An 18,226-nucleotide genomic window follows, 5' to 3' on the forward strand; every position below is an offset into this window, starting at 1 on the left:
TTAATTGTGCTGCACATCACTGTGCTAAATGCAGGAAATTCCCCCACATGACCCAGACTCTCAGTCAGCTCGAACACGGTAGCGCCTTCACGGAGCGCCATATTGGCCCGTCGGCCGCTCAGCAACAACAGATGCTGGCCGCTATCGGGGCGGATTCACTGGACGGGCTTACCCGCCAGATCGTACCCGCCGATATCCAACTGCCCCAACCGCCGGCGGTAGGCGACGCCGCCACCGAATATCAGGCGTTGGCCGAACTGAAGGCGATCGCCGGACGTAACCTGCGTTACAAAAGCTACATCGGCATGGGCTACCACGCGGTGCTGACGCCGCCGGTGATTCTGCGCAACGTGCTGGAAAACCCGGGCTGGTATACCGCCTATACGCCGTATCAGCCGGAGGTGTCGCAGGGACGTCTGGAAGCGCTGCTGAATTTCCAGCAGGTGACGCAGGATCTGACCGGTCTGGAGCTGGCTTCCGCTTCGTTGCTGGATGAAGCGACCGCCGCCGCGGAAGCGATGGCGATGGCCAAACGCGTCAGCAAACTCAAGCAGGCAAACCGTTTCTTCGTCGCCGCCGACGTGCATCCGCAGACGCTGGACGTGGTGCGCACCCGCGCGCAGACCTTCGGCTTTGACATCGTTACCGGCAACGCGGCTGACGCGGTGAAGTATGACGACGTCTTCGGCGTGTTGCTGCAACAGACAGGCACCACCGGCGAGCTGCATGACTATCGCGCGCTGATGTCTGAGCTGAAAAACCGCAAAGTGATCATCAGCGTGGTGTCGGACATCATGGCGCTGGTGCTGCTGGATGCGCCGGGCAAACAGGGCGCCGACATTGTGTTGGGGTCCGCCCAGCGTTTCGGCGTACCGATGGGCTACGGCGGCCCGCACGCGGCGTTTTTCGCCTGCCGCGACGAATACAAACGCGCCATGCCGGGCCGTATTATCGGCGTTTCGCGTGATGCCGCCGGCAACACCGCGCTGCGCATGGCGATGCAGACCCGCGAGCAGCACATTCGCCGCGAAAAAGCCAACTCCAACATCTGTACCTCGCAGGTACTGCTGGCCAACATTGCCGGCATGTACGCGGTGTATCACGGGCCGCAGGGGCTGAAACGCATTGCCGGGCGCATCCACCGTCTGGCCGACATTTTGGCCGCCGGGCTGACCCAGCGCGGTCTGACGCTGCGTCATCAGCACTGGTTCGATACCCTGACCGTTGAGGTCGCCGATAAGGCGGCGGTACAGGGCCGCGCGCTGAGCGCCGGCATTAACCTGCGCGCCGATCTGGATGGCGCGGTCGGCATCGCGCTGGATGAAACCACCAGCCGCTACGACGTGCTGGCGCTGTTCGCCGTGCTGCTGGGCGACGATCACGGGTTGGATATCGATACGCTGGATGCGGCGGTCAGCAGCCGGTCGGCGTCAATCCCGGCGGCGTTGCTGCGCAGTGACGACATCCTGACTCATCCGGTATTCAACCAGTACCACAGCGAAACCGAAATGATGCGCTATCTGCATCGTCTGGAAAGTAAGGATCTGGCGCTGAATCAGGCGATGATCCCGCTCGGCTCCTGCACCATGAAGCTCAACGCGGTGGCGGAAATGCTGCCGATTACCTGGCCGGAATTCGCCGAACTGCATCCGTTCTGCCCGACCGAACAGGCGCTGGGTTACCGTCAACTGATCACGCAGCTGTCCGACTGGCTGGTGCAACTAACCGGCTATGACGCGGTGTGTATGCAGCCGAACTCCGGCGCTCAGGGCGAATACGCCGGTCTGCTGGCGATCCGCCGTTATCACGAAAGCCGTAACGAAGGCGAGCGCAACCTCTGCCTGATCCCCAGTTCCGCCCACGGCACCAACCCGGCTTCCGCCCAGATGGCGGGGATGCAGGTGGTGGTGGTGGCCTGCGACAAGCAGGGCAACATCGACCTGCACGACCTGCGGGAAAAAGCGCAGCAGGCCGGCGATAAGCTCTCCTGCATCATGGTGACTTACCCGTCCACCCACGGGGTGTACGAAGAAACTATCCGCGAAGTGTGCCAGATTGTTCATCAGTACGGCGGCCAGGTGTATCTGGACGGCGCCAACATGAACGCGCAGGTAGGCATTACCTCGCCGGGTCACATCGGCGCGGACGTGTCGCACCTCAACTTGCACAAAACGTTTTGCATTCCGCACGGCGGCGGCGGCCCAGGCATGGGACCGATCGGCGTGAAAGCGCATCTGGCGCCGTTTGTGCCGGGCCATCAGGTGGTTGCGATGGACGGCGTGTTGACTCGTCAGGGCGCGGTTTCCGCTGCGCCGTTCGGCAGCGCTTCCATCCTGCCGATCAGCTGGATGTACATCCGCATGATGGGCGCGCACGGGCTGAAACAGGCCAGCCAGTTGGCGATCCTGAACGCCAACTACGTGGCGACGCGCCTGAAAGACGCTTATCCGGTGTTGTATACCGGCCGTGATGATCGCGTAGCGCACGAGTGCATTCTGGACATTCGTCCGCTGAAAGAGAGCACCGGCATCAGCGAGATGGATATCGCCAAGCGTTTGATCGACTACGGTTTCCATGCGCCGACCATGTCGTTCCCGGTGGCGGGTACGTTGATGATCGAGCCGACCGAGTCGGAAAGCAAAGTGGAACTGGACCGTTTCATCGACGCGATGCTGGCGATCCGTGCCGAGATCGACCGCGTGGCGGCGGGCGAATGGCCGCACGAAGACAATCCGCTGGTAAATGCGCCGCACACCCAGACCGAGCTGGCAGCCGACTGGTCGCATCCGTACAGCCGCGAGCTGGCGGTATTCCCGGCCGGACAGACCCACAAATACTGGCCGGCGGTGAAACGTCTGGATGACGTGTACGGCGACCGTAATCTGTTCTGCTCCTGCGTGCCGATGAGCGAATATCAGTAAGCGCGGTTTTTACAGTGTGAATAATTGGGAGGTGGTTCGAGAGCCTCCTGATACAAACGGGTGCGGCGTGAGCGGCGCCCGTTTTTTTTGTCCGGCGTGGTAGAGTGGTCGCTTCTCCCCCTGAAAAATGAAGCGGGAGCTGAAGCAAAATTAATATTAATAGATGGCGGGAAAATCATGTTAGGCATTCACGATATTTCACTGTTTATCCTGTCCGGCATTTTGCTCAACATCATGCCGGGACCGGATTCGTTGCTGATTATGACGAAGAGTTCGTCGCAGGGATGGCGCGCGGGCTCGGCTGCGGCGCTGGGCATCGGTTCCGGCACGCTGGTGCATGTTCTGGCAGCGGCATTGGGGCTGTCCGCCATTCTGGCTACCTCGGCCACCGCGTTTACGGTGGTGAAAGTGCTGGGGGCTGTCTATCTGGTGTATATGGGCGTGCAAGCGTTGCTGGATAAATCCGCTCACCGCGCTAATGCCGACAGCGGTGTTCTGCCGGCCAACCGGCCTGTGCTTTCCATGCGGAAAATCTACTGGCAGGGGTTCCTCACCAACGTGTTAAACCCGAAAGTAGCGCTGTTCTTTCTGGCGTTCGTGCCTCAGTTCATTGACCCGCAGGCGCCGCAGAAAGCACTGGCGTTTATCGTTCTGGGATTGATCTTCAATTTCAACGGCATGCTGTGGTGTCACTTTCTGGCCGCGTCGACCGCGTTGGCCAGCAGCAAGCTGAAAGTCAGCAAAATGGTGCGCTTCTGGCTGAATAAAACCATTGGCGTGCTGTTTATTTCACTGGGCGTGAAGCTGGCGATGACGGCAAAAAACTGACCGATACAGACATTTTTGTTCGCCGATATGAGCGGCCTCTGGCGCCGCTCATGCGGTTGGCGACCATCGGCTATTTCAACCAGCCCTTCGCCTGCGCCTCTTCCAGGTGCTGTTTCAGATAGCTCCACAGCGCCGGGTTGACGTCGCTGATAAAGGCGTTGCGGCTCAACACCTGCTCCAGCCGGATACCGTGTTCCACCCAGCTTTGGCCGCCGTTGTGCAGGTTCATCAGCACCGGCATTACACGGTCGATCATCAGCGCGAAACGCGCTTCGGCGGTATCTCCGGCTTCGTATTCGTGCCATAACGCCAGAAACTGGTCGTGCTGCGGTTGCGGCAGCAGGCCGAAAATGCGCGCCGCGGCGGCTTGCTCTTGTTCCTGAATGGCTTCGCGGGCTTTCAGGTCATACACCAGCACGTCTCCGGCGTCGATCTCCACGATGTCGTGAATCAGCGCCATTTTCAGCACGTGGGTGATATCGATACCGTCATCGGCATAAGGCGCCAGGCTCATCACCGCGACCGCAAAATGCCAGCTGTGCTCTGCAGAGTCTTCCTGACGATCGGTGCCAATCACCTTGGAACGGCGCTGAACGCTCTTGAGTTTGTCGATTTCCATCAGAAACCGGACGACATCGGTCATGGGGCCGAAATCCAGTACGGGTAAAGCGAACGACATCCGTTAATCTCCTGCAATAAAGAGGCTCTATTGTAGGGGATGCGCCATAAGATGAACATGCAAGAATACCGTCTGAAAGCCGCTGATTTTTATTTTAGCGTACAGGTGTACACTGGAATTGTTCTCAGTTAAGCTGCTCAAAGCTTGCTCAGCGTGGCAGGGAAGGCCGCCGGTGCGAGCATAGGGGTAAGTGTGGGACAAGAGGTTTGCATGAAGAAAAAAATGGGGGAATCGGGGTATACGCTGGCGGAAGAAGTCGCCAACAGTATCAGCCATGGAATTGGTTTTATCTTTGGGATTGTCGGGCTGGTGTTATTACTGGTGCAGGCGCTGGACAATGGCGCCACGTCTCTGGCTATAACCAGTTATAGTCTGTATGGCGGCAGCCTGATTTTACTGTTTCTCGCATCGACGTTGTATCACGCCATTCCTCATCAGCGCGCAAAACGCTGGCTGAAGAAATTTGATCACTGCGCTATCTATCTGCTGATTGCCGGAACCTATACGCCTTTTCTGCTGGTGGGCCTTAACTCGCCGCTGGCGCGCGGACTGATGATCACCATCTGGAGCCTGGCGCTGCTGGGCGTCATATTCAAGCTGGCGTTTGCGCACCGGTTTAAAATGCTGTCGCTGATGACCTATCTGGTGATGGGCTGGCTATCGCTGATTGTTATTTATCAACTGGCGATGAAACTGTCCGTCGGCGGAGTGACGCTGCTGGCGATCGGCGGCGCGGTATATACGTTGGGCGTGGTGTTTTACGTCTGCAAGCGTATACCGTTCAATCACGCCATCTGGCATGGGTTTGTGCTGGGAGGCAGTGTGTGCCACTTTTTGGCGATCTATCTGTACGTGGGATAACCGGTGCAGATATCGCCGTCAGCCGGATAAGCATCAGGGAGCCGGGGCATCCCCGATGCTTTGCAGGACCGGTTACTCTTCCAAAGAATAAGGCAATGGCTGAATGGCGAGCTGGCTGCCGCTGTCGTCGCGCACCCGCAGCACGCTGTCAGCCTCCAGATCGTTGTTCAGCACCGCCTGAACCCACAACGTGCCGTCATGCAACTGGCTGGCCGCCAGCACGGTGCCGGTACGGCGCCAGTTATCGCCGAGTTTCAGTTCCAGCTCATCGCCTGCCGCGGGGGCCTGCGCACCGGTGCCCGCCAGCCAGTACAGCGCGCGTTTGTTGGCGCCGCGGTATTTGGCGCGCGCGACCATCTCCTGACCGGCATAGCACCCTTTGGTGAAGCTAATGCCTTGTAACGCCTGTAAATTGGTGGCTTGTGGAATGAACTGTGCGCTGTTGGCGCTGTCAATAATGGGCAGCCCGGCCGCGATATCCAGCGCTTGCCATTGGCGGCTGTCGTTGAGCTTGACGCTGGCTTGCAGCGTTTCAATGAGCGCGGCGGCGCGTTGCGCATCCAGCACCAGCAGGAAACGTTCGTCGGGGTGGGCCAGATGCAACAGCGTCGCTCCCGGTTGCTGCACCACGGCGTTATCGGCGTCGGGCAGCACATCGAACAGGGGCGCCAGATGCGAACGAATGTCGAGGCCCGCGGCGCCCAGCAGCACCACGTTGTCGTCGGCCGCGATGGTGGTTTTGGAGAAGACCGCGTATTTTTTCAGCTCAGTCAACTGGCTATCCCGCACACAGCGGCGCTCCAGATAAGCCAGCCCGTCGCCATAATGGAACAGGCGCACATTGCTCCACATTTTCCCTTTGGCGTCGCAGTGGGCGCAGAGCACGTGCTGATCGGCCTGCAAGGCATCGACGTCGGCCGTAAGCTGGCCCTGAAGGTATTTGACCGTGTCCGGGCCGGTAAGGGTGACCAGCGCCCAGTCATCCAGCGCTATCAGGGTGGCGGGGAGTTGAGCAGAAGAAAACAGCGGTTGTGCGGTAAACGGATGAGCCATATTACAATCCTGCGATGCGTAATGTCAGCGAATGACCCAATGGTAAAAGAGCGACAACGGTTTGCAAGCAGTTTAGGCTGTGTTCCGCCATAAGGCGGCGAACGGGGGGAATAGAAGGCGGGGGCGAGAAGGCAAAAGGATAGTCTAATCGTGCGATATGCTGCGCATCCGTGAAATAGTACACGCGGTAATACGCGAAAATATGTCAAAGTGTTACTATTAGTAGAAGGCCATCAGGTAGAATAGGGTTACACCGACGGTCATCATCACCCTGCGCGGATAACCATACAGAGAAGTGGGCGAAATGAACATGGACATCAATAACAAATCACGCATTCACTGGGCGTGCAGACGCGGAATGCGTGAACTGGATATTTCCATCATGCCGTTTTTCGAGCATGAGTACGACACGCTGAGCGACGACGACAAGCAGCATTTCATCCGTCTGTTGCAGTGCGACGATCCCGACTTGTTCAACTGGCTGATGAACCACGGCGAGCCGGTGGATCCGGAACTGAAGCGCATGGTTTCCCTTATTCAGACGCGAAATAAAGACCGTGGCCCAGTGGCAATGTGATTTGCGTGTATCCTGGCGCATGCAGTTGTTTTCTCTGCTGACGCACGGGTTCCTGGTGCTGATGATCCTGCTGGCTCCCTGGCCGGACGGCTATGCGCCGCTGTGGCTGGGGTTGGTGACGCTGGTGGTGTTCGGTTTCGTGCGCAGTCAGCGCATCATCAAGTCGCGTCAGGGGGAAATTTCCCTGCATGGGGAAAACCAACTGCACTGGCAGCAGCGTGACTGGCAGATAGCCCGGCGACCGTGGGTGATGCGCAACGGCGTGTTGCTGTCGTTGCGGGCGACGACCGGTAAAGGGCATCAGCGCTTGTGGCTGGCGTCAGACAGTATGGGCAATGAAGAGTGGCGGCTGTTGCGCCAACTGTTGCTGCAGCATCCGCTGCAGGGCACGGAATCCTCCCGCCATCATTAAGGCTGCCGGCGGGAGCCGCATCGAATCGGCATCAGGCGTTGCATTAATGTCACGAATGGCATGCACGCAACGCCTGATGCCGCCCCTGGCGTAGCGCGTCAGAGTAACTCCGCCATTTCGTGCAGGATCTGCTCGCACCACTGTTGAATCCGCTCGTCGCTCATGTCGTACTGATTCACTTCATCCAGCGCCAGACCAACAAAGTGTTTACCGTCTTCCGTTACCGGCTTCGGGCTGGTGAAGTCGTATCCTTCGGTCGGCCAGTAGCCGATAAAACGCACGCCCAGCGGCTTGAGCTGGTCATGCAACATGCCGAGCGCATCCAGAAACCATTCGCTGTACCCCAACTGGTCGCCCATGCCATACAGCGCGACAATCTTGCCTTTCAGGTTCAGCGTCGACAGTTGCGCCCAGACGGCTTCCCAGTCTTCCTGAATTTCACCGAAGTCCCAGGTGGGGATGCCAAGAATCAGCATCTCGTAGTTTTCCATTTCCTGGGGCGCAACGTCTTTCACGTTGTGCAGGTCTACCAGCTCCTCGCCCAGAATGTCGCGGATTTTCTCCGCCGCCATTTCGGTGTAGCAGGTGCTGGTGCCGTAAAAAAGTCCTATCTTCATAAGTGTCTGATCGTGATTGCATCAATAAAGGCGGTATCGCAGAGCGTTTAGCCTAACGGAATATAACAGGGTCGTACAGGGTGGGAGCGGAAGAAGGGATGAAGGCGATGCCTTCATCCCTAAAAGACTTAACCGAGAGACTGGTGGCGGGTTTCTTTCGTCAGCAGCAAGGCGATCAGCGTCAGTGATGCCATCGCGGCGAGGTAAACGCCCACGTAGAACAGCCCGTAGTGGCTGGTCAGCCAGGCGGCGATGTACGGCGCCACGGACGCGCCCAAAATAGAAGAGACGTTATAGGAGAATGATGCTCCGGTATAACGCACTTCGGTCGGGAACAGTTCCGGCAGCAGCGCGCCCATCGGGCCGAAGGTCAGCCCCATCAGGCTCAGGCCGCATACCAGAAACGCCATAATCAGCGTCTGGTTGCCGGAGCCCAGCAAAGACGGGAACGCCATAGCGAACACCAGCATGATGCAGGTCACGGTGATCATGGTCTTGCGACGGCCGAAGGCGTCAGCCAGATAGCCCGCCACCGGAATCGTCAGACCGAAACCGATCACCGCCATCATCAGCATCCACAGGAAGTTGTTGCGTGGAATACCAAGCCCGACCGGCGCCGGGGTGGTGCCGTAAGTCATGGAGTAGACGGTCATGATGTAAAACAGCGTATAGGTCGCCAGCATGATGAAGGTGCCGAGAACGGTGGCTTTCACGTGTTTGCTCAGCAGGGTGCCCAGCGGCACGCGCACCTGTTTCCCTTCTTTGGCGACTTTGGCGAATACCGGCGATTCGTGCAGCGATACGCGCACGTACAGACCGATGATCACCAGCACGGCGGAGGCGATGAACGGCACACGCCATCCCCAGCTCATGAATTGCTCGTTGGTCAGCCCCCAGGACAGCAGCAGGAAGGTGCCGTTGGCGAAGAAGAAGCCGATCGGCGCGCCCAACTGCGGGAAGGAGCCGTACAGCGCGCGTTTGTTGGCCGGGGCGTTTTCGGTCGCCAGCAGCGCCGCGCCGCCCCATTCGCCGCCGAGGCCAAGCCCCTGGCCGAAGCGGGCCAGCGCCAACAGCAGCGGAGCCAGTACGCCGATGGTTTCATAACTCGGCAGCAGGCCGATCAAGACGGTGGAAATACCCATGGTCAGCAGCGACGCGACCAGCGTCACTTTGCGGCCGACACGGTCGCCGAAGTGGCCGAATAGCGCGGAGCCGATCGGGCGCGCCACAAACGCGATGGCGAAGGTCGCCAGCGATTGCAGCGTGGCGGCGGTAGCATCACCCTGCGGGAAGAAAATGTGCGGAAAGATCAGCACGGCAGCGGTAGCATAAATGTAAAAATCGAAGAATTCGATGGCGGTGCCGATCAGCGAGGCGACCACCACTTTATTGCGCGAGTTTACCGGCGCATCTGGTGTTTGATTATCAATAGTGGATGAGATGGAGGCTTGCATAGTTTTTTGCTTTTTTGTAACACACGGACCCGCATTCTATGCATAGAAAAAAGTTCTTTTCAAACCAGCGCCGCGACTGACGCCGGCCCTTGCGGCAAAGGCATTCCGGGATACGCTGGAATAAGAAAATATAATCCCTTTCGCGCTTCGTTTTGCCACAGGATGTGATGAAGTTGAGAATGATTACCGAATTGTACCCCGAACATACTCTGTGAGGCATAATGGCGGGATGGAGCCGTTGGCGGCATGACGGGAGAGAGTGATGCAGAAACAGGATCAGACGTTAATCGAGCAGTTTCTGGATGCCCTGTGGCTGGAGCGCAATCTGGCGGAAAATACGCTGTCGTCCTATCGCAACGACCTGCGTTCGCTGGCGGACTGGCTGGCTCATCACGACAGTAGCCTGTTGCAGGCGCAGCCGTCGGATTTGCAGGACTTTCTGGCTGAACGCCTGGAAGGCGGCTACAAGGCCACCAGTTCAGCGCGTTTGCTGAGCGCGATGCGGCGCTTGTTTCAGTACCTGTACCGGGAAAAGCAGCGAACCGACGACCCGAGCGCGCCGCTGTCGTCGCCGAAACTGCCGCAGCGGCTGCCGAAGGATCTGACGGAAGCGCAGGTGGAAGCACTGCTGGCGGCGCCGGTTACCGATCAGCCGCTTGAACTGCGCGACAAAGCGATGCTGGAACTGCTGTACGCCACCGGCCTGCGCGTATCGGAACTGGTGGGGCTGACCATCAGCGATGTCAGCCTGCGGCAGGGCGTGGTGCGCGTGATAGGTAAGGGCAACAAGGAGCGGCTGGTGCCGCTGGGAGAAGAGGCGGTGTACTGGCTGGAGCAGTATCTGGAGTACAGCCGCCCCTGGCTGCTGAACGGCCAGACGCTGGATGTATTGTTCCCAAGCAACCGCGCCCAGCAGATGACGCGCCAGACGTTCTGGCACCGCATCAAGCACTATGCGACACTGGCGTCTATTGACAGCAATAAACTTTCTCCGCATGTTTTGCGTCATGCCTTTGCAACCCACCTGCTGAATCACGGTGCGGATTTGCGAGTGGTGCAGATGTTATTGGGCCACAGCGATCTGTCCACTACGCAGATTTATACCCACGTTGCGACGGAGCGGCTGCGACAGCTGCATCAACAGCACCATCCCCGGGCATGATGTCCGGCGGGCTGACAGGATGTCATGGCGGGTTCCCCGCCAATGATGGATAAGCACGGCGCTTGCGCCCTGATAACAGGATAATTCCATGAAAAAACGTGTAGTACTCTTTTCATTGCTGACTCTGGCCCTGAGCGGCGCGGCGCGCGCGGATGATGCCGCAATCAAGCAGACCATAAACCGTCTGGGCTTGCAGAGCGCGGAAGTGAAGGATTCCCCTATCAGCGGGATGAAAACCCTGCTGACCGAGAATGGCGTGCTCTACATCACCGAAGACGGCAAGCACCTGCTGCAGGGGCCGCTGTATGACGTCAGCGGCAAGAACCCGGTGAATGTCACCAACCATATTCTGAACGAGCGTCTGGATGCGTTAAAAGACCAGATGATCGTCTATAAAGCGCCGCAGGAAAAACATGTCATTACCGTGTTTACCGACATCACCTGCGGTTACTGCCACAAACTGCACGAGCAGATGAAAGACTACAACGCGCTCGGCATTACCGTGCGTTATCTGGCGTATCCCCGTCAGGGCATGAACTCTCAGGCGGCGAAAGACATGCAGTCGATTTGGTGCGTGGCGGATCGCAACAAGGCGTTTGACACCGCCATGAAAGGCGATGACGTGTCGCCCGCCACCTGTAAAACCGACATCGGCGCCCATTATCAACTGGGCGTGCTGTTTGGCGTGCAGGGTACGCCGGCGATCGTGCTGGAAGACGGCACGGTGGTGCCGGGGTATCAGCCGCCAAAAGAGATGATGGCGATGCTGGATGCGCACAAAGCCTCGCTGAAATCAGGCGGTTAATTGAATCGAGTGGTTAATCAAGCGTGAATGTTGTTACCCAACTCCGTCGTCGCCCGACGACGGAGACAGAGTTACCCGACTCCCTCCCCGCATTGCTGCGTCGTTTATACGCCCAGCGCGGCGTACGACAGATGCAGGAGCTTGAGCGCAGTCTGCGCGGTCTGCTGGATTACCGTCTGCTTGGCGGCATTGAGCAGGCGGTTGAGGTGTTACGCCAGGCGCTGGCGGACAACCGTCGCATCGTGATCGTCGGCGATTTCGACGCCGACGGCGCCACCAGTACCGCGCTGACGGTGCTGGCGCTGCGCAGCATGGGCGGCCGCGAGATTCAGTATCTGGTGCCCAACCGGTTTGAGGACGGCTACGGGCTCAGCCCGGAAGTGGTGGCGCAGGCCGCCGCCAAAGGCGCGGAGCTGATCGTGACCGTCGATAACGGCATTTCGTCGCACGCCGGGGTGGACGATGCGCACCGGCGCGGCATCGCGGTGGTGGTGACCGACCACCATCTGCCGGGGGAAACCCTGCCGGCGGCCGAGGCGATGATCAACCCCAACCTGTCGGATTGCGCGTTTCCATCGAAAGCGCTGGCGGGCGTCGGGGTGGCGTTTTATTTAATGATGGCGCTGTTCGTGCGCCTGCGCGACGCCGGCTGGTTTGCCGAACGCGGTCTTGCCGTTCCCAATCTGACGGAACTGCTGGATCTGGTGGCGCTGGGCACGGTGGCGGATGTGGTGCCGCTGGACGCCAACAACCGTATTCTGGTTTCGCAGGGATTAAGCCGGATTCGCGCCGGCAAATGCCGACCGGGGATTCGCGCTTTGCTGGAAGTGTCCAACCGCGACGCCGTCCAACTGGTGGCGAGCGATCTGGGCTTTGCGCTGGGGCCGCGTCTTAATGCTGCGGGACGGCTGGACGACATGTCCGTCGGCGTAGAACTGTTGTTATGCAACGACATCGTGCAAGCGCGGATGCTGGCGAGCGATCTGGATGCGTTGAACCAGAGTCGCCGTGAAATCGAAGCCGGCATGCAGGTGGAAGCGCTGCATTTGTGCGAACAGCTGGAGCGCAGCCGCGACACGCTGCCGCTGGGGTTGGCGATGTACCACCCGGAGTGGCATCAGGGCGTGGTGGGGATTCTGGCGTCGCGCATCAAGGAGCGTTTTCACCGCCCGGTGATCGCGTTTGCGCCTGCGGGCGACGGTATTCTGAAAGGTTCCGGGCGGTCTATCGCCGGGCTGCATCTGCGCGACGCGCTGGAGCGCCTTGATACCTGCCACCCCGGTCTGATGTTGAAGTTCGGCGGCCACGCGATGGCGGCGGGATTGTCGCTGGTGGAAGACCGTTTTGACGAGTTTCGCCAGCGTTTTGCCGAGCTGGTGGGCGAGTGGCTGGATGCGTCGCAACTGGAAGGCGTCGTCTGGTCCGACGGCGAACTGGCGATCCCTGAACTGACGCTCGGCACCGCTGAAATGCTGCGTGAAGCAGGGCCGTGGGGGCAGGCGTTTCCGGAGCCGACCTTCGACGGGCGCTTTCGGCTGTTGCAGCAACGACTGGTCGGCGAACGTCACCTCAAGGTGATGGTGGAACCGCTGGGCGGCGGCCCGCTGCTGGACGGCATCGCTTTCAACGTCGACACCTTGTTGTGGCCTGACAGCAGCGTGCGCGAAGTTGAACTGGCTTACAAACTGGACGTCAACGAATTCCGCGGCAAACGCTCGGTACAACTGCTGATCGAACACCTGTGGCCGCTGTAGTATGCAGGCGCCACAACTGACGCCGGGTTTCCCGGCGTTTTCTTTTCGCTATGCGGCGTATCCCGCTAAAATCGGTAAAAAGCTATAAACCACGGCGCGGATCCGCTACAATTCGCCGTTTACATGCATTCTGTCATCGACAAACAACATTAAGATCCTAACACCATGTTTGAAATCAATCCGGTAAAAAACCGCATTCAGGACCTGTCTGAACGGACAGCTGTTCTGAGGGGGTATCTTTGACTATGACGCCAAGAAAGAGCGTCTGGAAGAGGTAAACGCCGAGCTGGAACAGCCCGACGTATGGAACGAGCCTGAACGCGCGCAGGCGCTGGGGAAAGAACGTTCCTCCCTGGAAATGATTGTCGACACCATTGATCAGATGGTTCAGGGGCTGGACGATGTCTCCGGTCTGCTGGAACTGGCGGTGGAAGAAGACGATGAAGACACCTTCAACGAAACCGCTGCCGAGCTGGATCAGCTGGAAAACAAGCTGGGTCAGCTGGAATTTCGCCGTATGTTCTCCGGCGAGTACGACAGCGCCGACTGCTACCTTGACCTGCAGGCCGGTTCCGGCGGCACCGAGGCGCAGGACTGGGCCAGCATGCTGCTGCGCATGTATCTGCGCTGGGCGGAAAGCAAAGGCTTCAAGACTGAAATCATTGAAGAGTCCGAAGGCGAAGTGGCCGGCGTCAAATCCGCCACCATCAAGATCATGGGCGACTATGCGTTTGGCTGGCTGCGTACCGAAACCGGCGTACACCGTCTGGTGCGTAAGAGTCCGTTCGATTCCGGCGGCCGTCGTCACACCTCGTTCAGTTCCGCTTTCGTGTATCCGGAAGTGGACGACGACATTGATATCGAGATCAATCCCGCGGACCTGCGTATCGACGTATACCGCGCGTCCGGCGCCGGCGGCCAGCACGTTAACCGTACTGAATCCGCGGTGCGTATCACCCACATTCCCACCAATATCGTTACCCAGTGCCAGAACGATCGATCCCAGCACAAGAACAAAGATCAGGCCATGAAGCAGCTGAAAGCCAAGCTGTATGAGTTTGAAATGCAGAAGAAGAACGCGGAGAAACAGGCGATGGAAGACAACAAGTCCGACATCGGCTGGGGCAGCCAGATTCGTTCTTATGTGCTGGATGACTCCCGCATTAAAGACCTGCGCACCGGGGTGGAAACACGTAATACCCAGTCGGTGCTGGACGGTGATCTGGACAAGTTTATCGAAGCAAGTTTAAAAGCGGGGTTATAAGGAATCTCATGTCTGAACCACAAAACCAGGGTGCCGAGCAGGCGCTGGATCTTAATAACGAACTCAGAACGCGTCGTGAGAAGCTGGCGTCGTTGCGTGAAACCGGCGTGGCTTTCCCGAATGACTTCCGCCGTGACAGCACTGCCGATCGGCTGCACGCCAGCTACGACGAAAAAGACAACGAAGAGCTGGAAGCGCTGGGTCTGGAAGTGAACGTGGCCGGCCGCATGATGACCCGCCGTATCATGGGTAAAGCGTCGTTCGTTACGCTGCAGGACGTGGGCGGCCGCATTCAGCTGTATGTGGCGCGCGACGATCTGCCGGAAGGTGTTTACAACGAACAGTTCAAAAAATGGGACCTCGGCGATATCGTCGGCGCGCGCGGCAAGCTGTTCAAAACCAAGACCGGCGAGTTGTCGATCCACTGTACCGAACTGCGTCTGCTGACCAAAGCGCTGCGCCCGTTGCCGGACAAGTTCCACGGCCTGGCGGATCAGGAAACCCGTTACCGTCAGCGCTATCTGGACCTGATCGCTAACGACGAGTCCCGCCACACCTTCCGTGTGCGCTCGCAGATTCTGGCCGGTATCCGCCAGTTCATGGTCGGCCGCGACTTCATGGAAGTGGAAACCCCGATGATGCAGGTGATCCCCGGCGGCGCATCCGCGCGTCCGTTCATCACCCATCACAACGCGCTGGATATCGACATGTACCTGCGTATTGCGCCGGAACTGTATCTGAAGCGTCTGGTGGTGGGCGGTTTTGAACGCGTGTTCGAGATCAACCGTAACTTCCGTAATGAAGGCGTGTCGCCGCGTCACAACCCTGAGTTCACCATGATGGAACTCTACATGGCGTACGCGGACTATAAAGACCTGATCGAACTGACCGAGTCGCTGTTCCGCACGCTGGCGCAGGACGTGCTGGGCACCACTGAAGTGCCGTACGGCGACCAGGTGTTCGACTTCGGCAAGCCGTTCGAGAAGCTGACCATGCGTGAGGCGATCAAGAAATACCGCCCGGAAACCAACCTGGCGGATCTGGACGGCTTCGACGCGGCGAAAGCCATCGCGGAGTCCATCGGCATCAAGGTTGAGAAGAGCTGGGGTCTGGGCCGTATCGTAACCGAGATCTTCGAAGAAGTAGCGGAAGCGCATCTGATTCAGCCGACCTTCATCACCGAATATCCGGCGGAAGTCTCTCCGCTGGCGCGTCGTAACGATCAGAACCCGGAAATCACCGACCGCTTTGAATTCTTCATCGGCGGACGTGAAATCGGCAACGGTTTCTCCGAGCTGAACGACGCTGAAGATCAGGCGCAACGCTTCCAGGATCAGGTTGCTGCGAAAGACGCCGGCGATGACGAAGCCATGTTCTACGACGAAGACTACGTCACCGCGCTGGAGCACGGCCTGCCGCCGACCGCCGGTCTGGGCATCGGTATCGACCGTATGGTCATGCTGTTCACCAACAGCCACACCATTCGCGATGTGATCCTGTTCCCGGCGATGCGTCCGCAGAAATAACTTCCTCTGACAACATGCTATCGCGGCTCGTTTGCTACAGGCAGACGAGCCGTTTTTTATTCTTCCACCTTGATATGACAGCGGAAAGGTCGCTGCTTGCTGCCTGTGGAGCGGGGATGTTACTGTCACGCTTCTTTAGTCAGTGGAGGGGATGATGATCACGTACCGTAATGACGCGTTCGAGCTGGCGTTGCTGACCAACGGCAAGCGTTTCCCTCGTCACAGCCATGACGAATTCGTCATCAGCGCCAATCTGGGCGGGCTGGAGCAGGTCTGGCTGGACGGCGACACCTTTGTTGCCGACACGTCAATGGTCACGACCTATAATCCCGGCCAGTTGCAGGGCAGCGAACACAGCCACGACCGCTGGCAATGCGCGTCGCTGTACGTACAACCACGGGCGTTCGAAGACTATTTCCAGCAATCGTTCCTGTTTTCACGTCCGGCCAGCGTGTCTCCCCGGCTGGCCCGCCAATTGACCCAACTGGTGACGGCGGTGATGACGCCCGCGCAGCGTGAGGAACAGATCGTGATGTGGTTATCTGAACTGATGACGCAAGCCCGCGGCGCTTCTGCTCCCCGTCCCATACGGGAGCCGGCCCGGATCCGCCGGATCAAGGCGCGGCTGGCGAGCGATCTGACCGAGATTCCAACGCTGTCCGAACTGGCGCGGCAGGAGGGCATTTCCGCCGCCCATCTGGTGCGCGGTTTCACCCATTCGGAAGGTATCTCGCCGCTGGCGTGGCTGATGCAGGTGCGTATGCGCCGTGCGCGAATCTGGCTGCGTCAGGGGATGCCTATCAGCCAGGTGGCGCTGGCGCTGGGGTTCGCCGATCAGGCGCATTTCACCAAGGCGTTCGGCCGTTATAGCGCCATGACGCCGGGGCAGTTTCGCGATATCAAATTTTGACAATACAGACGGTGAATATCGCCGTAAGCTCGTCGCACATTAATCATTAAGTTACCGGAAACAGACATTAATTACCGGAAACGCACCAGAGCGACCGGAAAAACGTTACCGGAAAAAAGAATAACTGAGGGACGCTATGTTACTAGTGATGCTGAGCGGCTTGCTGTTGTCGTTGTCGCTGTGCCTGGATTTGGGGATCGTCAATACCGCCATTATTAATCGCGGCGTCCGGGATGGCGCAGGCGCGGCGTTTTTTATCGGCCTGGGGTCCTGCTTCGGCGACCTGATTTACGCCACGCTGTCGGTGCTGGGGATGGCGGTGATTTTCAACTATACGCCGGTACGCTGGCTGTTGTGGATAGGCGGCGGCGGTGTACTGCTGTGGCTGTCGTTCAGCATGGCGCGCAGCGCCTGGCGCGACTACCGCCAGCAGCGCGGTTTGCCGATCGATACCGTTACCGTGTTTTCACCGCGCGCGCCGGCGTCGGCTCACCGCGATTTTATCAGCGGAATGGGAATGGCGCTGGCGTCGCCCAGCGCGCTGCTGTGGTTTGCGGCGGTCGGCGGGACGTTGATTGCACAGGCCACCGACGGCTCCGCCAGACAGGTAGCGCTGTTTCTGGGGGGATTCTTTATCGGCGGCGTGCTCTGGACGCTGTTCATGGCGCTGTTGATCCAGTACGGGCGCGGCGCGTTGAAAGGCCGACTGTCGTTTTATTGCAGCGCGTTATCCGCCGTGCTGTTCGCCGTGTTCGCCGCACAGGTGATCGTTAACGGATACCAAACGCTGCTGACGCCGGCCAACTGAATCGACTGCTTAAAACGCGCGCAGTCAGCTGGTGTTTTGTCTTGCCCGCCAGACAGATGACGCTATAATGCCAGTCACTTTCGACGCGGGCGTAGTTCAATGGTAGAACGAGAGCTTCCCAAGCTCTATACGAGGGTTCGATTCCCTTCGCCCGCTCCAAAATCAACGCTCCTGAACTGCACTAAATTCAATTTTTCCTTGTTAAATAATCAATTATAGAATTTTTTCGTCACTCATACTCAACGTTGATGTAGGGGAATGGGGATATAAACTTACCCTCAATGAAGTTAACTGCTCGTCAGGTTTGCTCTCTTCCCTTGGTTCAATTCGGTACTCCTTGAATCTATCACGTGTGTATACGGTCATTTTTTCCTTGCAATAAAATGCCCTGGAGCCGTGGTGGTTTGGAGTAGTCTGCCATTCCTGGCAGACTGTTACAGTTAACGAGACGTAGCCTGTAGCATTGATTTATAGGTAATAAAGCGAGTTATCAAAGAAGCGCGCCTGCGCCCTTATTCAAGTTTGTGGCTGGGCTGCAACACGCTCAGCCCAGTCCGATTGGATGCGTCAAGAAATTGTTTCTGTAGTACTTTCG

Annotated in this window: 16 protein-coding genes and 1 tRNA gene; 13 read left to right on the top strand and 4 right to left on the bottom strand. The window is 58.5% G+C overall.

Annotated features, from left to right (window positions below; translation table 11 throughout):
* Nucleotides 1–47 precede the first annotated feature (47 nt).
* Nucleotides 48–2,921 (top strand): aminomethyl-transferring glycine dehydrogenase, encoded by a 2,874-nt coding sequence (gene gcvP, locus CPA59_RS03370; RefSeq protein ID WP_107758696.1) that lies wholly within the window; start codon nucleotides 48–50, stop codon nucleotides 2,919–2,921.
* Nucleotides 2,922–3,098: 177 nt separating this feature from the next.
* Nucleotides 3,099–3,749 carry a LysE family translocator gene (locus CPA59_RS03375; protein ID WP_049854566.1) on the top strand — a complete coding sequence of 217 codons (651 nt, stop codon included), beginning with the start codon at nucleotides 3,099–3,101 and terminating at the stop codon, nucleotides 3,747–3,749.
* A gap of 70 nt (nucleotides 3,750–3,819) precedes the next feature.
* On the opposite strand, the gene CPA59_RS03380 is transcribed toward CPA59_RS03375, so the two are convergent.
* A complete protein-coding gene (locus tag CPA59_RS03380; protein ID WP_038917841.1) occupies nucleotides 3,820–4,428 on the bottom strand; it encodes an HD family hydrolase in 609 nt (202 codons plus the stop codon).
* Nucleotides 4,429–4,638: 210 nt separating this feature from the next.
* On the opposite strand from CPA59_RS03380, the gene CPA59_RS03385 reads away from it, so the two are divergent.
* Nucleotides 4,639–5,289, top strand: a complete 651-nt coding sequence (locus tag CPA59_RS03385; RefSeq protein WP_038917842.1) for a hemolysin III family protein — start codon at nucleotides 4,639–4,641, stop codon at nucleotides 5,287–5,289.
* A 72-nt stretch (nucleotides 5,290–5,361) separates the two neighbouring features.
* Here CPA59_RS03385 and ygfZ read toward each other — a convergent pair whose 3' ends face one another.
* On the bottom strand, nucleotides 5,362–6,342 hold the full coding sequence (gene ygfZ / locus CPA59_RS03390) for a tRNA-modifying protein YgfZ (RefSeq protein WP_107758697.1): 981 nt from the start codon (nucleotides 6,340–6,342) through the stop codon (nucleotides 5,362–5,364).
* Nucleotides 6,343–6,652: 310 nt separating this feature from the next.
* Between ygfZ and sdhE the strand changes: the two genes are divergently transcribed.
* Nucleotides 6,653–6,919 carry an FAD assembly factor SdhE gene (gene sdhE / locus CPA59_RS03395; RefSeq protein ID WP_023637600.1) on the top strand — a complete coding sequence of 89 codons (267 nt, stop codon included), beginning with the start codon at nucleotides 6,653–6,655 and terminating at the stop codon, nucleotides 6,917–6,919.
* Nucleotides 6,900–7,331, top strand: a complete 432-nt coding sequence (locus tag CPA59_RS03400) for a protein YgfX (RefSeq protein WP_049854564.1) — start codon at nucleotides 6,900–6,902, stop codon at nucleotides 7,329–7,331. Before sdhE ends, CPA59_RS03400 begins: the two co-directional genes overlap by 20 nt.
* 98 nt (nucleotides 7,332–7,429) lie before the next feature.
* Here the strand turns inward: CPA59_RS03400 and fldB are convergent, their stop codons facing one another.
* On the bottom strand, nucleotides 7,430–7,948 hold the full coding sequence (fldB, locus tag CPA59_RS03405) for a flavodoxin FldB (RefSeq protein ID WP_107758698.1): 519 nt from the start codon (nucleotides 7,946–7,948) through the stop codon (nucleotides 7,430–7,432).
* 128 nt (nucleotides 7,949–8,076) lie between these two features.
* A complete protein-coding gene (locus CPA59_RS03410; protein ID WP_107758699.1) occupies nucleotides 8,077–9,402 on the bottom strand; it encodes an MFS transporter in 1,326 nt (441 codons plus the stop codon).
* 262 nt (nucleotides 9,403–9,664) lie between these two features.
* Between CPA59_RS03410 and xerD the strand changes: the two genes are divergently transcribed.
* From xerD to CPA59_RS03450, 8 genes are all read left to right on the top strand, one after another.
* Nucleotides 9,665–10,564 (top strand): site-specific tyrosine recombinase XerD, encoded by a 900-nt coding sequence (gene xerD, locus CPA59_RS03415; protein WP_038917846.1) that lies wholly within the window; start codon nucleotides 9,665–9,667, stop codon nucleotides 10,562–10,564.
* Nucleotides 10,565–10,652: 88 nt separating this feature from the next.
* Nucleotides 10,653–11,369 carry a bifunctional protein-disulfide isomerase/oxidoreductase DsbC gene (gene dsbC, locus CPA59_RS03420; RefSeq protein WP_049854562.1) on the top strand — a complete coding sequence of 239 codons (717 nt, stop codon included), beginning with the start codon at nucleotides 10,653–10,655 and terminating at the stop codon, nucleotides 11,367–11,369.
* Nucleotides 11,370–11,392: 23 nt separating this feature from the next.
* Nucleotides 11,393–13,123, top strand: a complete 1,731-nt coding sequence (gene recJ / locus CPA59_RS03425; RefSeq protein ID WP_038917848.1) for a single-stranded-DNA-specific exonuclease RecJ — start codon at nucleotides 11,393–11,395, stop codon at nucleotides 13,121–13,123.
* Between the two features lie 165 nt (nucleotides 13,124–13,288).
* Nucleotides 13,289–14,387 (top strand): peptide chain release factor 2 gene (gene prfB, locus CPA59_RS03430; protein WP_107758700.1). Its coding sequence is split into 2 segments (ribosomal slippage): nucleotides 13,289–13,363 and nucleotides 13,365–14,387, totalling 1,098 coding nucleotides; the frame shifts between segments, so codons are not numbered across the junction.
* 8 nt (nucleotides 14,388–14,395) lie between these two features.
* A complete protein-coding gene (lysS, locus tag CPA59_RS03435) occupies nucleotides 14,396–15,913 on the top strand; it encodes a lysine--tRNA ligase (protein WP_049854560.1) in 1,518 nt (505 codons plus the stop codon).
* A 154-nt stretch (nucleotides 15,914–16,067) separates the two neighbouring features.
* On the top strand, nucleotides 16,068–16,823 hold the full coding sequence (locus CPA59_RS03440) for an AraC family transcriptional regulator (protein WP_038662274.1): 756 nt from the start codon (nucleotides 16,068–16,070) through the stop codon (nucleotides 16,821–16,823).
* A gap of 136 nt (nucleotides 16,824–16,959) precedes the next feature.
* On the top strand, nucleotides 16,960–17,631 hold the full coding sequence (locus CPA59_RS03445; RefSeq protein WP_049854558.1) for a LysE family translocator: 672 nt from the start codon (nucleotides 16,960–16,962) through the stop codon (nucleotides 17,629–17,631).
* 85 nt (nucleotides 17,632–17,716) lie between these two features.
* Nucleotides 17,717–17,790, top strand: a tRNA-Gly gene (locus tag CPA59_RS03450).
* The last annotated feature ends 436 nt before the right edge of the window (nucleotides 17,791–18,226 follow it).

Source organism: Dickeya sp. Secpp 1600, assembly GCF_003049805.1.
In the GTDB taxonomy this organism is placed as follows: domain Bacteria; phylum Pseudomonadota; class Gammaproteobacteria; order Enterobacterales; family Enterobacteriaceae; genus Dickeya; species Dickeya fangzhongdai.

What these genes read in the sequence shown, in the direction of transcription:
- CPA59_RS03440 (WP_038662274.1), top strand. Translation starts at nt 16,068, where the DNA reads ATGATCACGTACCGTAATGACGCGTTCGAGCTGGCGTTGCTGACCAAC.
- CPA59_RS03380 (WP_038917841.1), bottom strand. Translation starts at nt 4,428, where the DNA reads ATGTCGTTCGCTTTACCCGTACTGGATTTCGGCCCCATGACCGATGTC.
- ygfZ (WP_107758697.1), bottom strand. Translation starts at nt 6,342, where the DNA reads ATGGCTCATCCGTTTACCGCACAACCGCTGTTTTCTTCTGCTCAACTC.
- fldB (WP_107758698.1), bottom strand. Translation starts at nt 7,948, where the DNA reads ATGAAGATAGGACTTTTTTACGGCACCAGCACCTGCTACACCGAAATG.
- gcvP (WP_107758696.1), top strand. Translation starts at nt 48, where the DNA reads ATGACCCAGACTCTCAGTCAGCTCGAACACGGTAGCGCCTTCACGGAG.
- sdhE (WP_023637600.1), top strand. Translation starts at nt 6,653, where the DNA reads ATGGACATCAATAACAAATCACGCATTCACTGGGCGTGCAGACGCGGA.
- dsbC (WP_049854562.1), top strand. Translation starts at nt 10,653, where the DNA reads ATGAAAAAACGTGTAGTACTCTTTTCATTGCTGACTCTGGCCCTGAGC.
- lysS (WP_049854560.1), top strand. Translation starts at nt 14,396, where the DNA reads ATGTCTGAACCACAAAACCAGGGTGCCGAGCAGGCGCTGGATCTTAAT.
- CPA59_RS03385 (WP_038917842.1), top strand. Translation starts at nt 4,639, where the DNA reads ATGAAGAAAAAAATGGGGGAATCGGGGTATACGCTGGCGGAAGAAGTC.
- CPA59_RS03410 (WP_107758699.1), bottom strand. Translation starts at nt 9,402, where the DNA reads ATGCAAGCCTCCATCTCATCCACTATTGATAATCAAACACCAGATGCG.
- CPA59_RS03375 (WP_049854566.1), top strand. Translation starts at nt 3,099, where the DNA reads ATGTTAGGCATTCACGATATTTCACTGTTTATCCTGTCCGGCATTTTG.
- CPA59_RS03445 (WP_049854558.1), top strand. Translation starts at nt 16,960, where the DNA reads ATGTTACTAGTGATGCTGAGCGGCTTGCTGTTGTCGTTGTCGCTGTGC.
- xerD (WP_038917846.1), top strand. Translation starts at nt 9,665, where the DNA reads ATGCAGAAACAGGATCAGACGTTAATCGAGCAGTTTCTGGATGCCCTG.